General features: G+C 61.0%; 13 protein-coding genes and 3 pseudogenes. 9 read left to right on the top strand and 7 right to left on the bottom strand.

Features of this window, described 5'->3' with window-relative positions; all coding sequences use genetic code 11:
- Positions 1 to 90: 90 nt before the first annotated feature.
- The 4 genes from AC0L7L_RS21460 to AC0L7L_RS21475 all read left to right on the top strand — a co-directional run bounded on the left by AC0L7L_RS21460 (position 91) and on the right by AC0L7L_RS21475 (position 4,597).
- On the top strand, positions 91 to 1,041 hold the full coding sequence (locus AC0L7L_RS21460; RefSeq protein WP_473514270.1) for a sugar ABC transporter substrate-binding protein: 951 nt from the start codon (positions 91 to 93) through the stop codon (positions 1,039 to 1,041).
- A 91-nt stretch (positions 1,042 to 1,132) separates the two neighbouring features.
- Positions 1,133 to 2,656, top strand: a complete 1,524-nt coding sequence (locus AC0L7L_RS21465) for a sugar ABC transporter ATP-binding protein (protein WP_272214372.1) — start codon at positions 1,133 to 1,135, stop codon at positions 2,654 to 2,656.
- Positions 2,646 to 3,623, top strand: coding sequence for an ABC transporter permease (locus AC0L7L_RS21470; RefSeq protein ID WP_473514202.1), 978 nt, complete (start codon positions 2,646 to 2,648; stop codon positions 3,621 to 3,623). Before AC0L7L_RS21465 ends, AC0L7L_RS21470 begins: the two co-directional genes overlap by 11 nt.
- A gap of 2 nt (positions 3,624 to 3,625) precedes the next feature.
- Positions 3,626 to 4,597, top strand: a complete 972-nt coding sequence (locus tag AC0L7L_RS21475) for an ABC transporter permease (RefSeq protein ID WP_272214370.1) — start codon at positions 3,626 to 3,628, stop codon at positions 4,595 to 4,597.
- 36 nt (positions 4,598 to 4,633) lie between these two features.
- On the opposite strand, the gene AC0L7L_RS21480 is transcribed toward AC0L7L_RS21475, so the two are convergent.
- The 3 genes and pseudogenes from AC0L7L_RS21480 to AC0L7L_RS21490 all read right to left on the bottom strand — a co-directional run bounded on the left by AC0L7L_RS21480 (position 4,634) and on the right by AC0L7L_RS21490 (position 7,959).
- Positions 4,634 to 6,022: a molybdopterin-dependent oxidoreductase gene (locus AC0L7L_RS21480; protein WP_473514203.1), complete on the bottom strand. Its 1,389-nt coding sequence runs from the start codon at positions 6,020 to 6,022 to the stop codon at positions 4,634 to 4,636.
- 130 nt (positions 6,023 to 6,152) lie between these two features.
- A pseudogene (locus AC0L7L_RS21485) lies at positions 6,153 to 7,019 on the bottom strand (molybdopterin-dependent oxidoreductase); the annotation flags it as partial.
- The gene (locus tag AC0L7L_RS21490) at positions 6,904 to 7,959 is read right to left on the bottom strand and encodes an alcohol dehydrogenase catalytic domain-containing protein (RefSeq protein ID WP_473514204.1); all 1,056 of its coding nucleotides are present in this window, start codon (positions 7,957 to 7,959) and stop codon (positions 6,904 to 6,906) included. The pseudogene AC0L7L_RS21485 and the gene AC0L7L_RS21490, both read right to left, overlap by 116 nt.
- 138 nt (positions 7,960 to 8,097) lie before the next feature.
- Here AC0L7L_RS21490 and AC0L7L_RS21495 point away from each other — a divergent pair, with 138 nt between their 5' ends.
- Both AC0L7L_RS21495 and AC0L7L_RS21500 read left to right on the top strand, forming a co-directional pair.
- Entirely contained in the window at positions 8,098 to 9,024 is a 927-nt protein-coding gene (locus tag AC0L7L_RS21495; RefSeq protein ID WP_473514205.1) for a transketolase, read from the top strand.
- A gap of 12 nt (positions 9,025 to 9,036) precedes the next feature.
- Positions 9,037 to 10,041 carry a transketolase family protein gene (locus tag AC0L7L_RS21500; protein ID WP_473514206.1) on the top strand — a complete coding sequence of 335 codons (1,005 nt, stop codon included), beginning with the start codon at positions 9,037 to 9,039 and terminating at the stop codon, positions 10,039 to 10,041.
- 351 nt (positions 10,042 to 10,392) lie between these two features.
- Here the strand turns inward: AC0L7L_RS21500 and pdxR are convergent.
- A pseudogene (pdxR, locus tag AC0L7L_RS21505) lies at positions 10,393 to 11,809 on the bottom strand (MocR-like pyridoxine biosynthesis transcription factor PdxR).
- Between the two features lie 88 nt (positions 11,810 to 11,897).
- Here pdxR and AC0L7L_RS21510 point away from each other — a divergent pair.
- Genes AC0L7L_RS21510 through pdxY form a run of 3 tightly spaced genes read left to right on the top strand, consistent with a single transcriptional unit; the run spans position 11,898 to position 14,186 of the window.
- Positions 11,898 to 12,596, top strand: coding sequence for a glutamine amidotransferase (locus AC0L7L_RS21510; RefSeq protein WP_272214360.1), 699 nt, complete (start codon positions 11,898 to 11,900; stop codon positions 12,594 to 12,596).
- A complete protein-coding gene (locus AC0L7L_RS21515) occupies positions 12,593 to 13,273 on the top strand; it encodes an MOSC domain-containing protein (RefSeq protein WP_473514207.1) in 681 nt (226 codons plus the stop codon). The genes AC0L7L_RS21510 and AC0L7L_RS21515 overlap by 4 nt, the downstream gene beginning before the upstream one ends.
- Positions 13,191 to 14,186, top strand: coding sequence for a pyridoxal kinase (gene pdxY, locus AC0L7L_RS21520; protein WP_272214358.1), 996 nt, complete (start codon positions 13,191 to 13,193; stop codon positions 14,184 to 14,186). Before AC0L7L_RS21515 ends, pdxY begins: the two co-directional genes overlap by 83 nt.
- 167 nt (positions 14,187 to 14,353) lie before the next feature.
- Here pdxY and AC0L7L_RS21525 read toward each other — a convergent pair.
- The 3 genes and pseudogenes from AC0L7L_RS21525 to AC0L7L_RS21535 all read right to left on the bottom strand — a co-directional run.
- A pseudogene (locus AC0L7L_RS21525) lies at positions 14,354 to 14,545 on the bottom strand (IS6 family transposase); the annotation flags it as partial.
- 84 nt (positions 14,546 to 14,629) lie between these two features.
- Complete coding sequence (locus AC0L7L_RS21530) at positions 14,630 to 15,472, bottom strand: 2-hydroxyacid dehydrogenase (RefSeq protein WP_272214357.1); 843 nt, start codon at positions 15,470 to 15,472, stop codon at positions 14,630 to 14,632.
- Positions 15,473 to 15,551: 79 nt separating this feature from the next.
- The gene (locus AC0L7L_RS21535; RefSeq protein WP_473514208.1) at positions 15,552 to 16,382 is read right to left on the bottom strand and encodes an NAD(P)-dependent oxidoreductase; all 831 of its coding nucleotides are present in this window, start codon (positions 16,380 to 16,382) and stop codon (positions 15,552 to 15,554) included.
- Positions 16,383 to 16,424: the final 42 nt, after the last annotated feature.

The raw sequence follows: 16,424 nt of genomic DNA on the forward strand, positions 1-16,424 counted from the left end.
GTAAAGCCAATTGTTCTTGTTCACGTGACACTGACGTGTCTGAAAGTTCTAAGGGAGGAGAACATGAATAAAATTTTCGCTGCGGCCCTCATGGCCGCCGCTGCAGGGCTGTACGCGATTCCGGCGACAGCGCAGGAAGAGAACCTGTCACTTGAAGGCAAGACCATTGGCGTTGCCGTGGTCGGGACCCAGCATTTCTGGGATCGCGAGGCTTTCAATGGCGCCACCTCCACGGTCGAGGAACTCGGCGGCACGGTTGTGCCTGTCGATGGCGGCCGTGACAATCAGGTCCATGCCGATAACCACGATGTGCTCTTGAATCGCGGCGTCGATGCCGTGATCTCGATCCTCGGTGACGGATCGGTGGAGCCGAAATTCGAGGCGCTGACGAATGCCGGTATTCCGGTCTTCACCGTCGATCATCCCTCGCCCTATTCCATCAACAACACCACATCGGATAATTATTCGATGGGCACGACGATCGGCCGCTACATGGCCGATGCAATCGGCGGCAAAGGCAAGGTCGCTGTCTTCAACGCCTTCGAGGAATCGCTCAGGATCTGCGGCATCCGCACGGGGCTGTGGAAATATGTGCTGCAGGACTATCCGGAAATCGAAATCATCCAGCCGGAACTGGCCGAGGAATTCGCCAACGCGCCGGAGGATGCCCGTCGCCAGACGCTCGATCTTCTGAGCCAGTATCCTGAAGGCACGATCGACGCGATCCATGTCGGCTGCTGGGATCAGCCTGCCATCGGCATTGTTCAGGCGCTGGAGGAAACCGGGAGGACAGAGATCAAGGTGACCGCACTTGATGGTGGGCCGGAAACGCTGGAAATCATGGCCGAAGAAGGCAGTCCCTTCGTCGCCAATGTCGCCCAGCAGCCTTACGTGATCGGGGCGACCGCGGCGAAGAATGTCGCGCGTTATTTCGCCGGTGAGGAACTTCTGCCACAGACTTACGTGGACGTGGTTCCGGTCTATGGCCCGGAAGAGGCACGCCAGGCCTATGAGGCCTTGGGATATGGCAGTCTGAACTAGACTTACGTTTTGACCGGGGCGGCCGTCCTATGCCGGCGGCCGCCGCAATACCGGGCTTAAACGGCAGAAGATCAAACAAATGCGAGGCGATATGTCCGACACTGCGTTTCGGCTCAAGGATATCGTCAAGATATTTCCCGGTGTGAAGGCGCTCGATGGCGCCAATCTTTCCGTTCTGCCAGGTGAGGTCCATGGCCTCGTCGGTGAGAACGGCGCGGGAAAATCGACGATCATCAAGGTTCTGGCGGGCATCTACCAGCCGGAAGACGGCACAATCGAGATTGGCGGCACGACACTTCAGCCGGCCACCGCCGACAATGTGCATGCGGCCGGCGTCCGGTTCATTCACCAGGAACTGCATCTGGTGCCGCATTTCACGGTCACTGAATCCGTGTTCATGGGGCAGGAAATGTCCGGACCGCTTGGTCTCGCAAAAGCCGCCATGCGCCGCAAGGCGGAAACCTTCATCCGCGAAACCCTCGGCGTCGAACTGCCCGGGAACCGGTTGATCCGTGATATCGGACCGGCGGAGCGCAAGTTGGTGCAGGTCGCCCGTGCTCTGATCGATGGCCATGCGAAAGTGGTGGTTTTTGATGAGCCGACGGCGCCGCTTGCAAGCGAGGAAGTGCAGAAGGTGATGCATGCCATCGCCAGGCTAAAGGCACAGGGGATCGCGATCCTTTATGTCTCGCACTACCTGAACGAGATCACCGATATCTGCGACCGCGTAACGGTGTTCCGCCAGGGGCGGGATGTTGGTGTGTTCGAGACGGTGACGGACGACATCGCGCCCGAACTTGTCTCCGCGATGATCGGTCGTGAGCTTGATGCCTTTTTCCCGGACAACCGCCGTGTGCCCGGTGAAGTGGCTCTTGCAATCAAGAACCTTGGCGACGGTCATGCCTTTGAGGGCGTCAATCTTGATATCCGGCGTGGCGAAATCTTCGGTATTGCCGGGCTGATCGGTTCGGGCCGTGAGGAGCTGGTCGATACGCTATACGGACTGCGCCGCGCCGACGCCGGGACGGTTTCGCTCGATGGCCGGCAGGTGCAGGTGACGACGGCGGCAAAGGCGGTTGAGCAGGGATTTGTGCTGGTGCCGCGCGACCGCCGCCATGACGGCCTGGTGCTGTCGATGACGGTTGAGGAAAATGCAACGCTGGCAACGCTGGACGAAAATGCCGCCTTCGGTCTCGTCGACAGGCGCAAGACGCGCAAGACAACCGAAGGCCTGATCGGCGAACTTGATATCCGCCCGAAAAACCCTGCGGCCGTCACCCGGTTCCTCAGCGGTGGAAACCAGCAGAAAGTGGTTCTTGCCCGCTGGCTTGCCAAGGATGCGCGGGTCTTCATTTTCGATGAACCGACCGTTGGCGTCGATGTCGGCGCAAAGGCGGAAATCTACCAACTCATCGAGCGACTGGCCGAGGCCGGGGCCGTCGTTTTGATCTCGTCATCGGACCCTGTCGAACTTGTGGGCATTTGTGACCGTGTGGCGGTGATGATGCGCGGCGCTGTCAGCCGGACGATTGATCGCAAGGATCTGCATGTGGACCATCTGGTTGCCGTGACCACTGGCGCTGACGACATGGGAGGAACAGTGCATGCTCAGTAAATCCATCGCCCGCCATCGGCTGATGGCCGAGTTTGTGGGGTTTCTGCCGCTGATCATCTTTCTGACGCTTCTGGCCTATGTCGGCCTGAACGCCCCCAATTTCATGACGTTTTTCAATATGAAGCTGATCTTGATGCAGAGCCTGCCGGTGGTTTTGCTGGTCACCGGACTTTCGGCCGTGGTGATGGCGGGTGGTGATGATGTGGTGTCCGGCGGTATCGACCTCTCGATCCCGGCAACGGCTGTTCTGTGTGCCGGCATCACCGCCGTTCTGCTTGGCTCGGGCATGTCGTTATGGGTGGCTTCGCTTGCCGCTCTTGCCGCAGCGCTTGTTGCAGGTGCGGTCAATGCGGCGCTGATCACGCGACTGCGGATGACGCCGCTTTTGACCACGCTTGCCATGTTCGTTGCGCTGGTCGGAATCAACAACATGGTGACATCGCGCCGGCGCATCAATCTGACCGATGGGCATATCGGCCTGCTGCGCGAGGATTTCATCTTCGGCATTCCGCTCGGCATCGTGATTGTCGCCGTCGTTGTCCTCGTCGCCTATCACCTTTTGCATCGCACCCGCTGGGGGCTCAATCTGCAAGCCGTCGGCGGCAGCCGGGATGCTGCTGAAATCTCCGGCCTCAAGGTCGACCGGTTGGTTGCCCAATCCTATCTTCTGGCCGCCTTTATGGGCTTTCTGACCGGGTTTTTCGTGCTCGCGCGCGGCAATGGTTATTCGCCGGGTGTTGAAAACAATCTCATGCTGGAAATGGTTCTGGCGAACTTTCTGGGCGCAGCCTTCTCGCCGCGCCGGGTGGTGACCATGTGGGGCGCTGTCCTTGGCGCTGTTCTGGTCGCCGCCATTTCAATCGGGCTGAAGACCATCGGCGTCAACGTCTTCTGGACCGACCTCGTCAAGGGCGCGCTCATTCTGGTGGTCGTGGCGCTGTCGGCAATTTCGCAAAGGGTGCAGTAATGATGAGTGAGACCGCAGGCATGAAGCTCTGGCGCGATATCATCGTCCGGTTCGGGTTTCTGATCGTCTTTGCGTTTTTCGTCGTGTTCTTCGCGGCCTGGAATCCGGTTTTTATTCAGGGCCAGAACCTGATGAACATCATCGAGGGGTCTGCGATCCTGATGATCATCGCGCTTGGCATGACGATGATCGTTGCGACCGGCGGTATCGACCTTTCCGTCGGTATTGCGCTTGATTTCGGCGCCGCCTTCTCGATTGTCGCGATGAAGAGCTTCGGCATCCCGTGGTTCGGCGCGGCGTGTATCGGGATTGCCGGCGGTGCTCTCGTCGGGCTGTTGAACGCCGCTCTGGTGGTCGGGCTACGGATCAGTCCATTCCTCGCCACACTGGGCACATTCTTCATCGGCTCCTCCGTGCAGCGGATCTTCACCAATGGCGGCGGCCCGATCTCCTACCGGCAGATGCCGGATGAGTTCAGAAGCTTTGCGCTCGGCAATCTCTTCGGTATTCCATCGGAAGTGATCATCGCCTTCGTGCTGGCGGTCATCTATTTCCTGCTGCTGGAGCGCTCGGTCTGGGGCAGGCGTATCCATGCCATGGGCATGCAGCGTTCTGCCTCCATCGTTGCCGGCATCAAGGTCAATCGTATCTTGTTCTTATGCTTTGTCATGGCATCGGCGACATGCGCCTTTGGCGGGCTGATTGCGTCTGCCAATATCCGAATGTTCACACCGCTTTCAGGCTTTTCCTATCTGCTCGATGCGATTGCCGCCGTCTTCATTGGCGCCGCTCTTCATCCGCGCGGGCGGCCGAATGTGCCGGGAACGGTGGCGGGCGTGCTGTTCCTCGGCGTGGTGACCAATGGGCTGAACCTCATGGGCCTGAACTTCAACACCAAGGATGCGCTGTCCGGGATTATTCTTGTCGCAGCGCTCGCGCTCGCCGTCGCCCAGCGCAACATGCGCAACGGATGATAATTAAAAAGGCCCCGCGGGAGCGGGGCCAAAAGCCTAGCCGATCGGCGGCCGGTCGATCGAAAGCGGGGGCAGGTGCCGGTCCCATTTTTCGACCCGTACGAGGCAGGTGTGGGCGATATTGCCCTGAGACAGGCCGGAGCTACCCTTGTCGATGGTCAGCGCATTGGGATTGCCGTGGACTTCGAGTGGGGCGCCGTCGACGATCTGCGGATCATACCAGGCCCCTGTCGGCAGGAAGATGCAGTCGGGCCGCAATCCATCATCGAAGCGCAGTCCCGCCAGGCAGCGACCCCGTTCATTGGAAAGCAGGATGATGTCGCCTTCGCAAAGCCCCTTCGCTCTGGCGGTATCGGGATGCAGGTAGGCTGCCTCACGGCCCTTTATCTTGTCGGCAAGCGATTCCGCGCCGCGATCATTCTGCGAGTGCAGCCGCGTGTCGGGCTGGCCGGAAACGAGCTGCAGCATGCCGGGTTCAGCGTCCCCCAGCCATTCCACCGGCGGTATCCAGGTCGGGTGACCGGGGCAGTCGGCAAGGTCCATGGCTGCGATCTTTTCGTTGAAAAGCGTGATCCTGCCGCTTTCGGTGGCAAGCGGCGCGCCTTGCGGATCGGCGGCGAAGGCCGAGAGTGCGATCCGCACTTCTTCTGCGTCCGGAATGTCAAACCGGCCTTCCTCCTTGAAGATTTCGAAGGCGGGCAGGGCGAAGCCATGGGCATCGGCCGTTTTTTGCGCGCGCTCCCATAGACGCTCAAGCCATTCGGCTGCACTCTTGCCCTTGGTAAAGGCGTCGCCAAAGCCCATCCGGTCAGCAAGGCGGGAAAAGATCTCGAAATCGTCCAGCGCCGCGCCTATCGGCGCATCCAGCGCAGACATGTAGATCAGGGCCGGGTCGCGCCGGTTCATCATGATGTCGTTGCGCTCCAGCGGCGTGGTGGCCGGAAGCACGATATCGGCGCGCCGCGCTGTCGCGGTCCAGCTGTGCTCGTTGACGATCACGGTTTCAGGCTTCGACCAGGCCTTTTCAAACCGGTGCAGGTCCTGATGATGATGGAACGGATTGCCGCCCGTCCACCAGACGAGACGGATATCCGGATAGGTCCGTTGGTCACCATTATAGCGGTATTCCGAACCCGGATTGAACAGCATATCGGCAATGCGGGCAACGGGAATGAAGTCGCTGACCGGGTTGACGCCCTGCGGCAGGGAAGGCCAGGGGATCAGCCGTGTTGGCCTGCCGACCGGCGTGGTGCAGCCATAGCCGAAAGCGTAACCGCCCCCCGGAAGGCCGATCTGGCCGATGATGGCGGCAAGCGCAAGCCCGGCCCAGATCGGCTGCTCGCCGTGGTCGCCACGCTGCATCGACCAGGTCATCGAGATCAGGCTGCGCTTTTCGGTGAGCTGGACGGCCATCTCGCGGATCATGCCCGAGATCGATGTCGCATATATTGGCGGCCCATTCCGCGGATTTGACTGTGCCGTCACTCTTGCCGCTGAGGTAATCGCGGAAGGTTTCATACCCGCTGGTGCAGTGGTTGAGAAACGTCTCGTTTGCCCGCCCTGCGGCGACGATTTCGTGGCAGAGCGCCAGAATGAGGGCCGTATCCGTGCCGGGACGGATCGGCCACCATTCGGCATTGTCGAGATCACCACGGCGCGGCGATACCGAGATCAGCCGTGACCTGCCCTTGGCGAGGTTCTCAAGCCAGGGCGCGACCTCGTGGCGAGACGTGCCGGACGAGGCAACCTGCGCCGTTCTGGGCGAAATGCCGCCAAAGGCGAGCATCAGCTCGCACGCCTCGCTGACGGCCGGCATGGCGGTTACCTCATCCTGAAACGCCCGGTTGGAGAGCCCCAGAACATGCGGGAAAAGCACTTCGGCGGCAGCGTGCGAATAGGTCTCGCGGGCGCCGACAAAGCCACCGGCAAGATTGAGGAAGCGGCGCATCTGGCTTTGCGCATGATGAAAGCGCCCGGCGCTTGACCAGCCGTAGGAGCCGGCGAATATCGCGCCGTTTCCGTGTTTTTCGCGCACCCTTGAAAGCTCTGCGGCGCAATGATCGAGTGCCTCACCCCAACTGACTTCCACGAATCGGTCAGCCGCGCGGTTGCTGCCGCCGTCGCCATCAAGCCAGCCCTTGCGGATTGCGGGTTTTAACACCCGGCTGTTGCGGTCTCGCGATGCGCTTTGCCAGCCGCGGCCGATCCGTGAGGGTTGCGGATCGCCTTCGACGGGCTCAAGCGTGTCGTTTTTCCGGTCGATGCGGTAGCTCCCCCAATGGGCGGCCGTGTAGGGCATTTTATCCTCACATATGCGGGTCGAGAATGATCTTGATCTGCACTTCGTCCGGGTCTGGACGTCGTTCGAGCGCGTCCTTAAAAGCTTCCAGCGGATAGCGGTGGGTGACGCAGGCATCCCCATCTACAAGACCGCGGCTCATCAAGTCCAGCGCCGTTCGGTAGGTAAACGGCGCCAGATGCCCGCCGCGGATATCGAGCTCCTTGAACTCACCGAAAATGTTGAGATCGACGGCGACCGGCTGCTTGTAAACGCCAAAGACGACGAGCCGGCCGGCCTTGCGCAAAAGCTCCAGGCCGAGCGTGAAGGCCTGTGTCTGTCCCGATGCCTCCAGATAGACATCGGCGCCGCGCCCGCCAGTAAGGTCCAAAAGCGCCGTTTTCAGCGCGGGGTCGTCCGGGTGAAAGGCCATGTCGGCCCCGCGTTGCAATCCAAGTGTCCGTTTGGCCGCGCCGGGGTTGACGAGAATGAGCTTGCGCGGCGTTTTCAGCCGGGCGGCCTGCAGCATGCCCATGCCGATGGGGCCTGCGCCCGAGACAATGACGACGTCTTCAAACGTGATATCGGCACGCTCGACGCCATGGATGGCATTGGCCAGCGGTTCGGTGAAACAGGCGGCATCGTTGGAGAGATTGTCCGGCACCTTGTGGACCACCGCGTCTGCCGGATAGATCATGTATTCCGCCCAGCCGCCATCAAGCGTCGCGCCGAGCACGTCCATCGTGTCCGAAAGGTGATAGAGGCCGCGTTGCCGGAAGAAATCGTTGCCATAGGTGATGTTGAGTTCGGCCACCGCCCGGTCACCGACCTTTATGCCGTGGCGCGCGCCGGCACCTTCGCCAAGCCCCACGACCGTGCCGGTGAATTCATGGCCCGGCGTGAAAGGGAAGGGCAGCGCCCAGGGGGCCGTGCCGTCCCACATCGCGCGATCGGCAGCGCAGATGCCGCTTGCATCAACCTGCACAAGGACCTCCCCGGCGCGCGGCTTTGGAATTGCAATATCCGTTTCCAGACGGTGCTGATGCCCGAAGCCCAGGCATTTTATCGCCCTCATCGTGCCCATTCGTTCCTCCCTTTTTGCGAGCGGCGCCTCACCGGCCGCGGTGCGGCGAATATAGAGACAGTGGCTCCAGACACAAATCGCTTGATTTTTACAAATGACTGAATTAATGACTTTTGTAAAGTTTGAAGGAGGAGCTCAGTGAGAAATTCCAAATCCACCGAAGAGGTTGCTCTCGGCATTCGTCGCCGCGTTTTCGAGCATTCGATCCGCAATAACGGAGGCTATCTCAGTCAGGCCTGCTCGGCTGGTGAGCAGCTTGCGTGGCTCTATAACGAGGAGCTCAATCTCGGCGCGCCGACACTGCCAATGGTGCCGAAACCCTTTGAGGGCGTCCCCTCGGCGCAAAACCCCGACTATCACACCGGCGCGGGTTACAACGGTCCGGCCAAGCCAGAATTCGACCGGCTGTTCATAGCGCCCGCCCACTATGCTCTGGTGGCCTATGCGACGCTGATCGAGGTAGGCCGTATGGCGCCGGAAGGCCTTTCCATGTTCAACAAGGACGGGTCTTCGGTCGAGATGATCGGCGCGGAGCATTCACCGGGCATGGAGGTGCATAACGGCACGCTTGGCATCGGCCTTTCGACGGCGGCAGGGCTGGCCTATGGCCGCCGCAGGCGGGGCGACACCGGCCGCACCTGGGTCTTCATGTCCGACGGCGAGGTGCAGGAGGGGCAAACCTGGGAGGCGGTTCAGGCCGCGGCCTATCATGGCATCGACAATCTCTACGCGATCATGGACGTCAACGACCAGCAATGCGACGGCGCGATGAATTCGGTGATGGAGGTCGGCGACATCAAGACCAAGTTCAACGATTTCGGCGCCGTTTGCGTCGAGATCGACGGGCACGACATTGATGGCATGCGTGAAGCGGTCAAGGTGCCGCATGAAGGTAAACCCTTGATTATCCTGGCACGGACAAATCCCTTCAACGCCATGCCGATCCTGGAAGAGCGTTTCCCGCGGCTTCACTATGTACGCTTCAAATCCGAGGATGAGCGTCAACGCATGAATGTGTCGATTGCCGGCGATCTCGGCATCGAACCGATCGACTACGCCCACTGAGGAGACGGGAAAATGGTAGAAATGGTATCACGCCCCTATGCTGCGGCGTTTGAGAAATTTGCGGCGGGAAACCCCGATATTCTTTGCCTTTCGGCGGATTTGACCTCGTCCTGCGAGATCGATGGGTTTCGCGACCGGTATCCCGATCAGTTCCTCTCGCTCGGCATGGCCGAGCAGAACATGATGAGTTTTGCCGGGGGGCTGGGGTTGGCCGGGTTCCGTCCCTTCATCCATACGTTCGGCGTCTTCATGTATCGCAGGCCCTATGACCAGTTGATGGCCTCTGTCGCCTATCCGCGCCGCAAGGTGCGGCTGATGGGCTTTCTGCCCGGTGTCACCACGCCCGGCGGTATGACCCACCAGTCGATCGAAGATATCTCTGTCATGCGGTCGATCCCCAACATGACGATTCTCGAAACCGGCGATGCGACCGAGGTGGAGAGCATCTGCGAGGCCGCTGACAGTATTGACGGTCCGGTCTGGTGCCGCGTGCTGCGGGGCTCGGTGCCACGTCTGTTCGACACGCCCATCAAGGTTGGCGAGATGCGGGAGCTGAGTGCCGGTGACGATGTTCTGGTCGTTACCGCCGGCATTACCACGGAAGAGGCGATGCGCGCGCGCTCGGCGTTGAAGAATGCGGGCCTTTCGATCCGGCATCTGCATCTCCATACGATCAAGCCCTTTGACGCAAAGGCGCTGCTCGATCATGTCGGCTCGGTTCGCCATGGCGTGATCACGCTGGAAAACCACGTCACCGAGGGCGGCATTGGCTCGCTCGTCGCAGAGACGATGGCAGATGCCGGTGTCGGCAAACGCCTGATCCGCCTCGGCCTCAAGGACACGTATGCGCATGGCGGCTCGCGCAGCTATCTGATGCGCTATTACGGGCTTGATGCACTGGCCTTGGTGCGCGGCGTCGAAGACCTTGTTGGCGAGAGCTTCGGCATTGATGAAAACGATCTGGATTCGGCCCGCGTCGAGGATGTCCATTCGCTGGTCAAGGCAGAGGCGCTTTAGCCTCAGGGGCGATATCCGTTGATTTGGCTCAGGCTGTGTTTCAGGCTTGGTTCGACAAGCCTGAATGATGCGTCATTTGCTTTGGCTGAGGGTCGGGCAGGTGGCGCATTTGCAGCCTGGCTGTGACGGCCGTTGATGAAGTTCACGGACAAATGCCCCGTCTGGCTTCGCCAAAACAAAGTGATGTCGCCGTTATTTTAAAGGGTTCTGACGAGAAGGGGCATGCCGACGCATTCATAGCGCGTGCTATCAGCTACAGTTAACCTGACATCACTGGAGTGTTACCTCTGAAGGGCTAGAGCCTCCGCTAGATCACATCACACTTCTGCTCAAATCCTTGGCAACGGACAGTCATCCGGGCCAGCTCTGGGCGAGGATCTCCACCGCCCGGACAATCTGGGCCTCATTCAGCGCCGCATAGCCGAGGCGCAAGGCTTGCTGCGCTGGACGTTCCAGAGTGAAGCGTGTTCCGGGCAGAAGCGCAAGCCCTGCCGCTTCGGCGCGCTCCGCCCATGTTTCCGCCGAAACATTCTTAGAGCGTAGCCACAGAGCCAGACCGCCAGCGGGACTGTCGAAGTCGATCCGCCCGTCCAGATGCGCCGACAGCGCCGACGCCAGGACATCACGGCGGGCGCGATAGATGCGACGCGCCTTGCGCGCATGGCGACCGAGATCGCCGTCGCGGATCAGGTCTGCCAAGGCGGCTTCTAGCGGTGCGTCGCCCTGCCGGTCGATGGCTGCGCGGGCTGTGGCCATACGGGTAAACAGGGGCTCTGGGGCCGTGGCATAGCCGAGACGAATTCCGGGCGAGAGCAGTTTGGACAACGACCCCACATAGATGAGCGGCAGGTCTGCCGGTGCTCGGGTTGCGAGCGGCAGGACCGGGCGCCCTTCGAAACGATATTCGTGGTCGTAATCGTCCTCGATTAACGTGATGCCATAGCGCTCAACCAGTTCTAAAAGCTGCAGTCGCCGTGCCGCGCCCATGGTCACCGTCGTCGGATACTGGTGATGGGGCGTGACATAGATAGCCGCGATGCGCGAGTCGGTCGCGATCGCCTCCTCAAGGGCCGTGACCGACAGCCCGCCCGCATCGACGGGAATGCCCCGCACGGTGGCGCCTGCTGCACGGAAGGCCTCCCACGCAAGCGGGTAGCCGGGTTCTTCTACCGCAATCGCCTGACCGGGTTTCACCGCCGCCTTTGCCGCCAGAAAAAGCGCCATCTGGCTACCCCGTGTAATCAACAGCCGCGCCGGATCGGCAACGACGCCCCTGTCTGAGGTGAGGTAGGACGAGAAGCGCGTGACGCAGAACCGGTGTGCCGCGGGCATCGCCATAATCCGTGCCGGTCCGGAAAGCCGGCGACAGCAATGCCCGGCGGAAGGCCCGCGCCAGCGCCTTGTCCGGCACCAGATTGGGGTCGGGGGCGCCGTCACTGAAGGCCAGGTGCGGGCGAACCATCGCAGGTTCGAAGGGTGTTGAGACGGCGACAGGCTCAACCATGTTGTCAGGAAGATCCTCGGCAACGAATGTTCCGCGCGCAGGCTCGGCATGCAGCCAACCCTGTGTCGTGAGCTCCTGATAGGCCGCATCGACCGTATTGCGGTGCACATCCAGCTCGCCCGCCAAAGCGCGCGTGCCCGGCAGGCGGGTGCCGGGCTTCAGGCGTCCGCGCATGATGTCACGCGTAATCGCCCCGGCGATCGCCAGGAACAACGGTCCGGGCGCGTCTTTCTCGATATCCAGCGCAAGCGGATCAGATGCCATGACAACCGGCCTATTCAAAATTTCAAAACTGGATCTTTTATACAGGCCAGATATTCACGATAGAAATGTCAAAACGCAAGAGGCTCCCATGTCAAAAACAGCCCTGATCCTGCGCCATCTCGCCTTCGAGGACCTTGGCAGCTTTGCTCCTGTGCTTGAGGAAGAAGGGTATCGGTTCATCCACGTCGAAGCTGGTATCGATGTCTTGCCGGATCCGCTCGCGGCCGATCTCGTGGTGGTGCTCGGTGGCCCCATCGGAGTGAACGACGACCATGCCTATCCCTCTATGCGGACGGAGCGCGACTGGCTGGCCCCGCGCCTTGCCGCCCGTCGTCCGACACTTGGCATCTGCCTTGGCGCCCAGCTTATGGCGGCAGCACTTGGCGCCAGGGTCGCCCCGATGCCTCTCAAGGAAATCGGTTTCTCCGCCCTGACGCTGACGGCATCCGGCGGCAACAGCCCACTTAGCCATCTGAGCGATATTCCTGTTCTCCACTGGCATGGCGAAGCATTCGATATTCCTGACGGTGCGAACAACCTCGCCGGCACGGCGGCCTGCACCACCCAGGCCTTTGCCATGGGAGCAAATATTCTGGGGCTGCAATTCCACCCCGAAGCCGGCGAACGTCCCGCCTTCGAACGCTGGCTCATCGGCCATAGCGTGGAACTGGCCGACGCCGGCATCGACCCGGCCGGTCTGCGCCACGATGCCGAAACGCACGGCCGGTCGCTGAAGCGCGCCGGTCAATCCATGCTGCAGGCATGGCTGCGGGACTTGCCGGCATGACCGCAATTACCCTTTTGACCGGTCGCGCCACGCCGTTGCCGGGAAGCGACGCACAAAGCGGCATCGTGAAGACGCCGGCAGGCAGACCGCTTTGGCTCGGGCCCGAAGGCTTCGAGAGCGACGAACAGGCCGACCGGCGCGTTCATGGCGGTGTCGAGAAGGCGGTGCATCATTATCCGCTGGATCATTACCCGCTCTGGCGTGGAGAGCTCGGCGACCCGCCGGCGCTTGGCGCACCCGGCGGATTTGGCGAGAACATCTCGGCATCCGGATTCACTGAAACCACTGTTGCAGTGGGCGACATCTTCCGGCTGGGCACGGCGCTGGTGCAGGTCTCGCAGGGGCGCCAACCGTGCTGGAAGCTCAATCGCCGTTTCAACGTGCCGGACATGGCCCGCCGCGTGCAAAAGACCGGCCGCACCGGTTGGTATTACCGAGTGCTGGAACCAGGCATCGTGGCAACGGGTGACCGGCTCGACCGTGTCGAGCGGATAACATCGGACTGGACCTTGCATCGGCTATGGCACGCGTTTTATGTCGACCGCATGAATCTCGATGAACTGAAAGGCATTGCAGCCTTGGAGGTGTTGGCCGATGGCTGGCGGAAATACGCCGTCCGTCGGCTTGAAAGCGGCCGGGTGGAAGACTGGCGCAACAGACTGGACGGCCAAGCATGACCCCACCCCCTTCGTGATCTCGATCCAGAGCCAGGTCGTGTTCGGCCATGTCGGCAATTCCGCGGCCCTGTTTCCGATGCAGGCGGCAGGGCTGGAGGTGGCGGCGATCCCGACCGTGATCTTTTCCAACACGCCCGACTATCCTACACTGCGCGGGCGGGCGCTTCCGCCGGAATTCTTCTCAGACCTGTTGCAGGGCGCGCGCGAACGCGGCCTGCCGGAACGCGCGGACTTCATCCTGACGGGTTATATCGGCTCGCTTGATGTGGCGATGATGGTGGCGGATTTCGTGGCCGAGGCCAAAGCCGTCAACCCGCAGCTTATCTATGTCTGTGACCCTGTGATGGGCGATGCCGGGCCAGGTCTCTATGTGCCGGAAGCCATTGCCGACGTCATGCGCGATCGCCTGCTGCCGATGGCCGAAATCGCCACACCGAACCCGTTCGAGCTAAGCTGGCTGACCGGGCAGAGTGTCGCCACCCTCAAGGACCTCGAAACAGCAAGAACCTTTCTTCGCATCGCGTCCGGCGCCCATCTTATCGCCACGGGCTGCGCGCTCGAAGATACACCCGCTGGCAAAATAGAAAGCGTCATTCTCGGCGCTGACATTGCAAGCCGTCATCCGGTAGAGCATCTGCCGGTCGCGTTGCCGGGAACGGGCGATCTGTTCGCCGGGCTGATCGTCGCGGGGCGCGCGCGCGGATTGTCCCTGCCGCAGACCGTAGAGAGGGCGCAGCGCCTCACCTCCCGCGCGCTGATTCACGCCCGGACCCTTGGCGCCGGCGAAGTCGTTCTTAGCGAACCGGAGTTCCTCCGCGAACTTCTGACTTTTGGTTCCTGCTTACCCTTGCCCGTCGATGCGCCTGGCGCAATCGGAACCCATCGGGTGAGGAACGGACGTTCCCCGCACTAGGCGCAGATGTCCGCTTTGGCATGACGTCCTCCGATATCTGTCAATCTGAAATCGGCCCCATTTTCTCATCCTGACCGCCAAGCTTTTGTTCGGGTGCTAGGCTTTTTACGCGGATGAATATCACAACGAAGGTCGAACCCCTTCAAGACCTGATGCTGTCTGCAAATACGGGCTGTGTCACGGTCGTGCTTGGTTGGCAGCGTAAAATCCACCGTATTGCCGTTCCGGATCATCGGGGCATATGGGAGAACCCGGCGGTTGATCGTACTATAATCGACCTCGAAGCAGCGTTCGTGGAACCCCTCTTCCAAATCGCGATAGCTGAGCGGATAGCGCAGATACCAGACCACCCCGTCAATGGCGGATTTCGTTAGGTCCGGTGGCTAAACCATCACCACACAATGAGGCCGGGCCTATTTAAGAAGCCGGTCTCCTCAGATCGGCTAATTGTCCTGCCGAGGGGCCTCGCTAAAGTACCGGGGTTGGCAGTTCCTGCCCGGCAAACTGCGCCTCGAGAGTGCCGCCGAACCGAGCTTGCCGCCTTCAAGCGCATTAAGAAGCGCGTCTTCATCAATATTCGATGCGCGTGAGATGTTGATCAGCATTCCCTCAGGGCCGAGCGCTTCGATCACGGGCTTGTTGACGATGTGCCGTGTTGCCTCGGACGCTGCCAGCGTGACAAACAGGAAATCACAACCCTCAGCGAGTTTTGTCGCGCTTTCGACAAAGGTCCAGTCGGGCGCATAGTCCTTTGCGGCAACATCACTGTAGAAGATTTCCATGTCAAAACCGGTCAGGCGGCGGCCAACCTCATAGCCGATGCGGCCAAGGCCGAGAATACCGGCGCGCTTTCCGTGAACGCGGTGCATCAGCGGATAAAGACCCTTCGAGGCCCAGTGGCCGCTTCTGGCCCAGGCTTCGGCGCCGACCATACCGCGTGACTGGCACATCATCATCGCAACACCGAGATCCGCCACATCCTTGGTCAGAACATCCGGCGTGTTGGTAACACGAATACCGCGTTCGCGTGCCGCATCGAGATCGACGGCATCATAGCCGACGCCGTAAACGCTGATGATTTCCAGCGCCGGAAGCGCTTCGATCAGTGCCCGGTCGGCACCAAGTTCACCACGGGTGGCAATGCCACGGATACTGGCTGCATGCGCCTTGATAAAGGCCTGCTTGTCGGCGGCTTCGAACAGGCGATGCATGGTGAAATGCGCGTTCAGTCGCTCATCATCCCAGCTGGGGTAAGGACCGATTTGCAGGATTTCAGCTTTCGTCATGAGTGTCTCCGTTTTTGTTATCGATATCATTCGGCTCTAAATAGAAGAGCCACAGCTTGAGTGCTGGTGGCTCTCGATTTCAGGACAGATTGTTGCGGTCGAGCAGCTCGAGAAACAGCGCCGAATGATCCAGATCTCCACCCCCAAGCCGGGTCACAAGATCGGCGAAGCGATCACGCTGCAGCATCGTCAGCGGCAGGGAAAGCCCCATCGCATTGCATTCCGCCAGCACATTTTCCAGATCCTTCAGTTGGAAGGCAGAACGTCCGCCGGGCGTGAAGTCACTCGATTGCATGCGGGCGCCGTGCTGCTGCAAAATGACGGAATCGGCGAAACCGCCCTGGAGCACGGCGCGGAAACGTGCCGGGTCCACACCGCCCTCGCGGACCAGAAGCGTCGCCTCAGCCACAGCACCGATGGTGATGGCAACAATCGCCTGATTGGCGAGTTTGGCCAGTTGTCCGCTGCCCGGGGGGCCAAGCAGGATCGCGTTTCCCATCGGTTCAAAAACCGTGGCGATACGCGCGAAAGCGTCGTCGTTGCCACCGGCCATGATCGCCAGACTTCCCACCGCGGCGCCGCGCGTTCCGCCGCTGACCGGCGCATCGATATGGCTGACGCCGCGTTTTGCCAGCATTGCGGCATGGTCGCGCGCCTCTTCGGGCTTGATCGAACTCATGTCGATGACGGTTGCGCCATCCGGGATATGTTCAGCCACGCCCTGGGCGAACAGAAGATCGGCAACGGCCGGGCCATCGGAAACCATGGTGATCACGACATCGGCTCCGGCCACTGCGGCAGCAGGCGTTTCAGCGACAGACGCGCCCGCCTTTTCGAGCGCCGCTGTCTTGCCTGTGCTTCGGTTCCAGACGGTGAGGGAAAAGCCTGCCTTGATGAGATTCAGCGCCATCGGCGCCGACAAGGTCTGACCAGATCCGGCCTCGCTCACTGC

Source organism: Martelella sp. K41-7 (assembly GCF_055808365.1).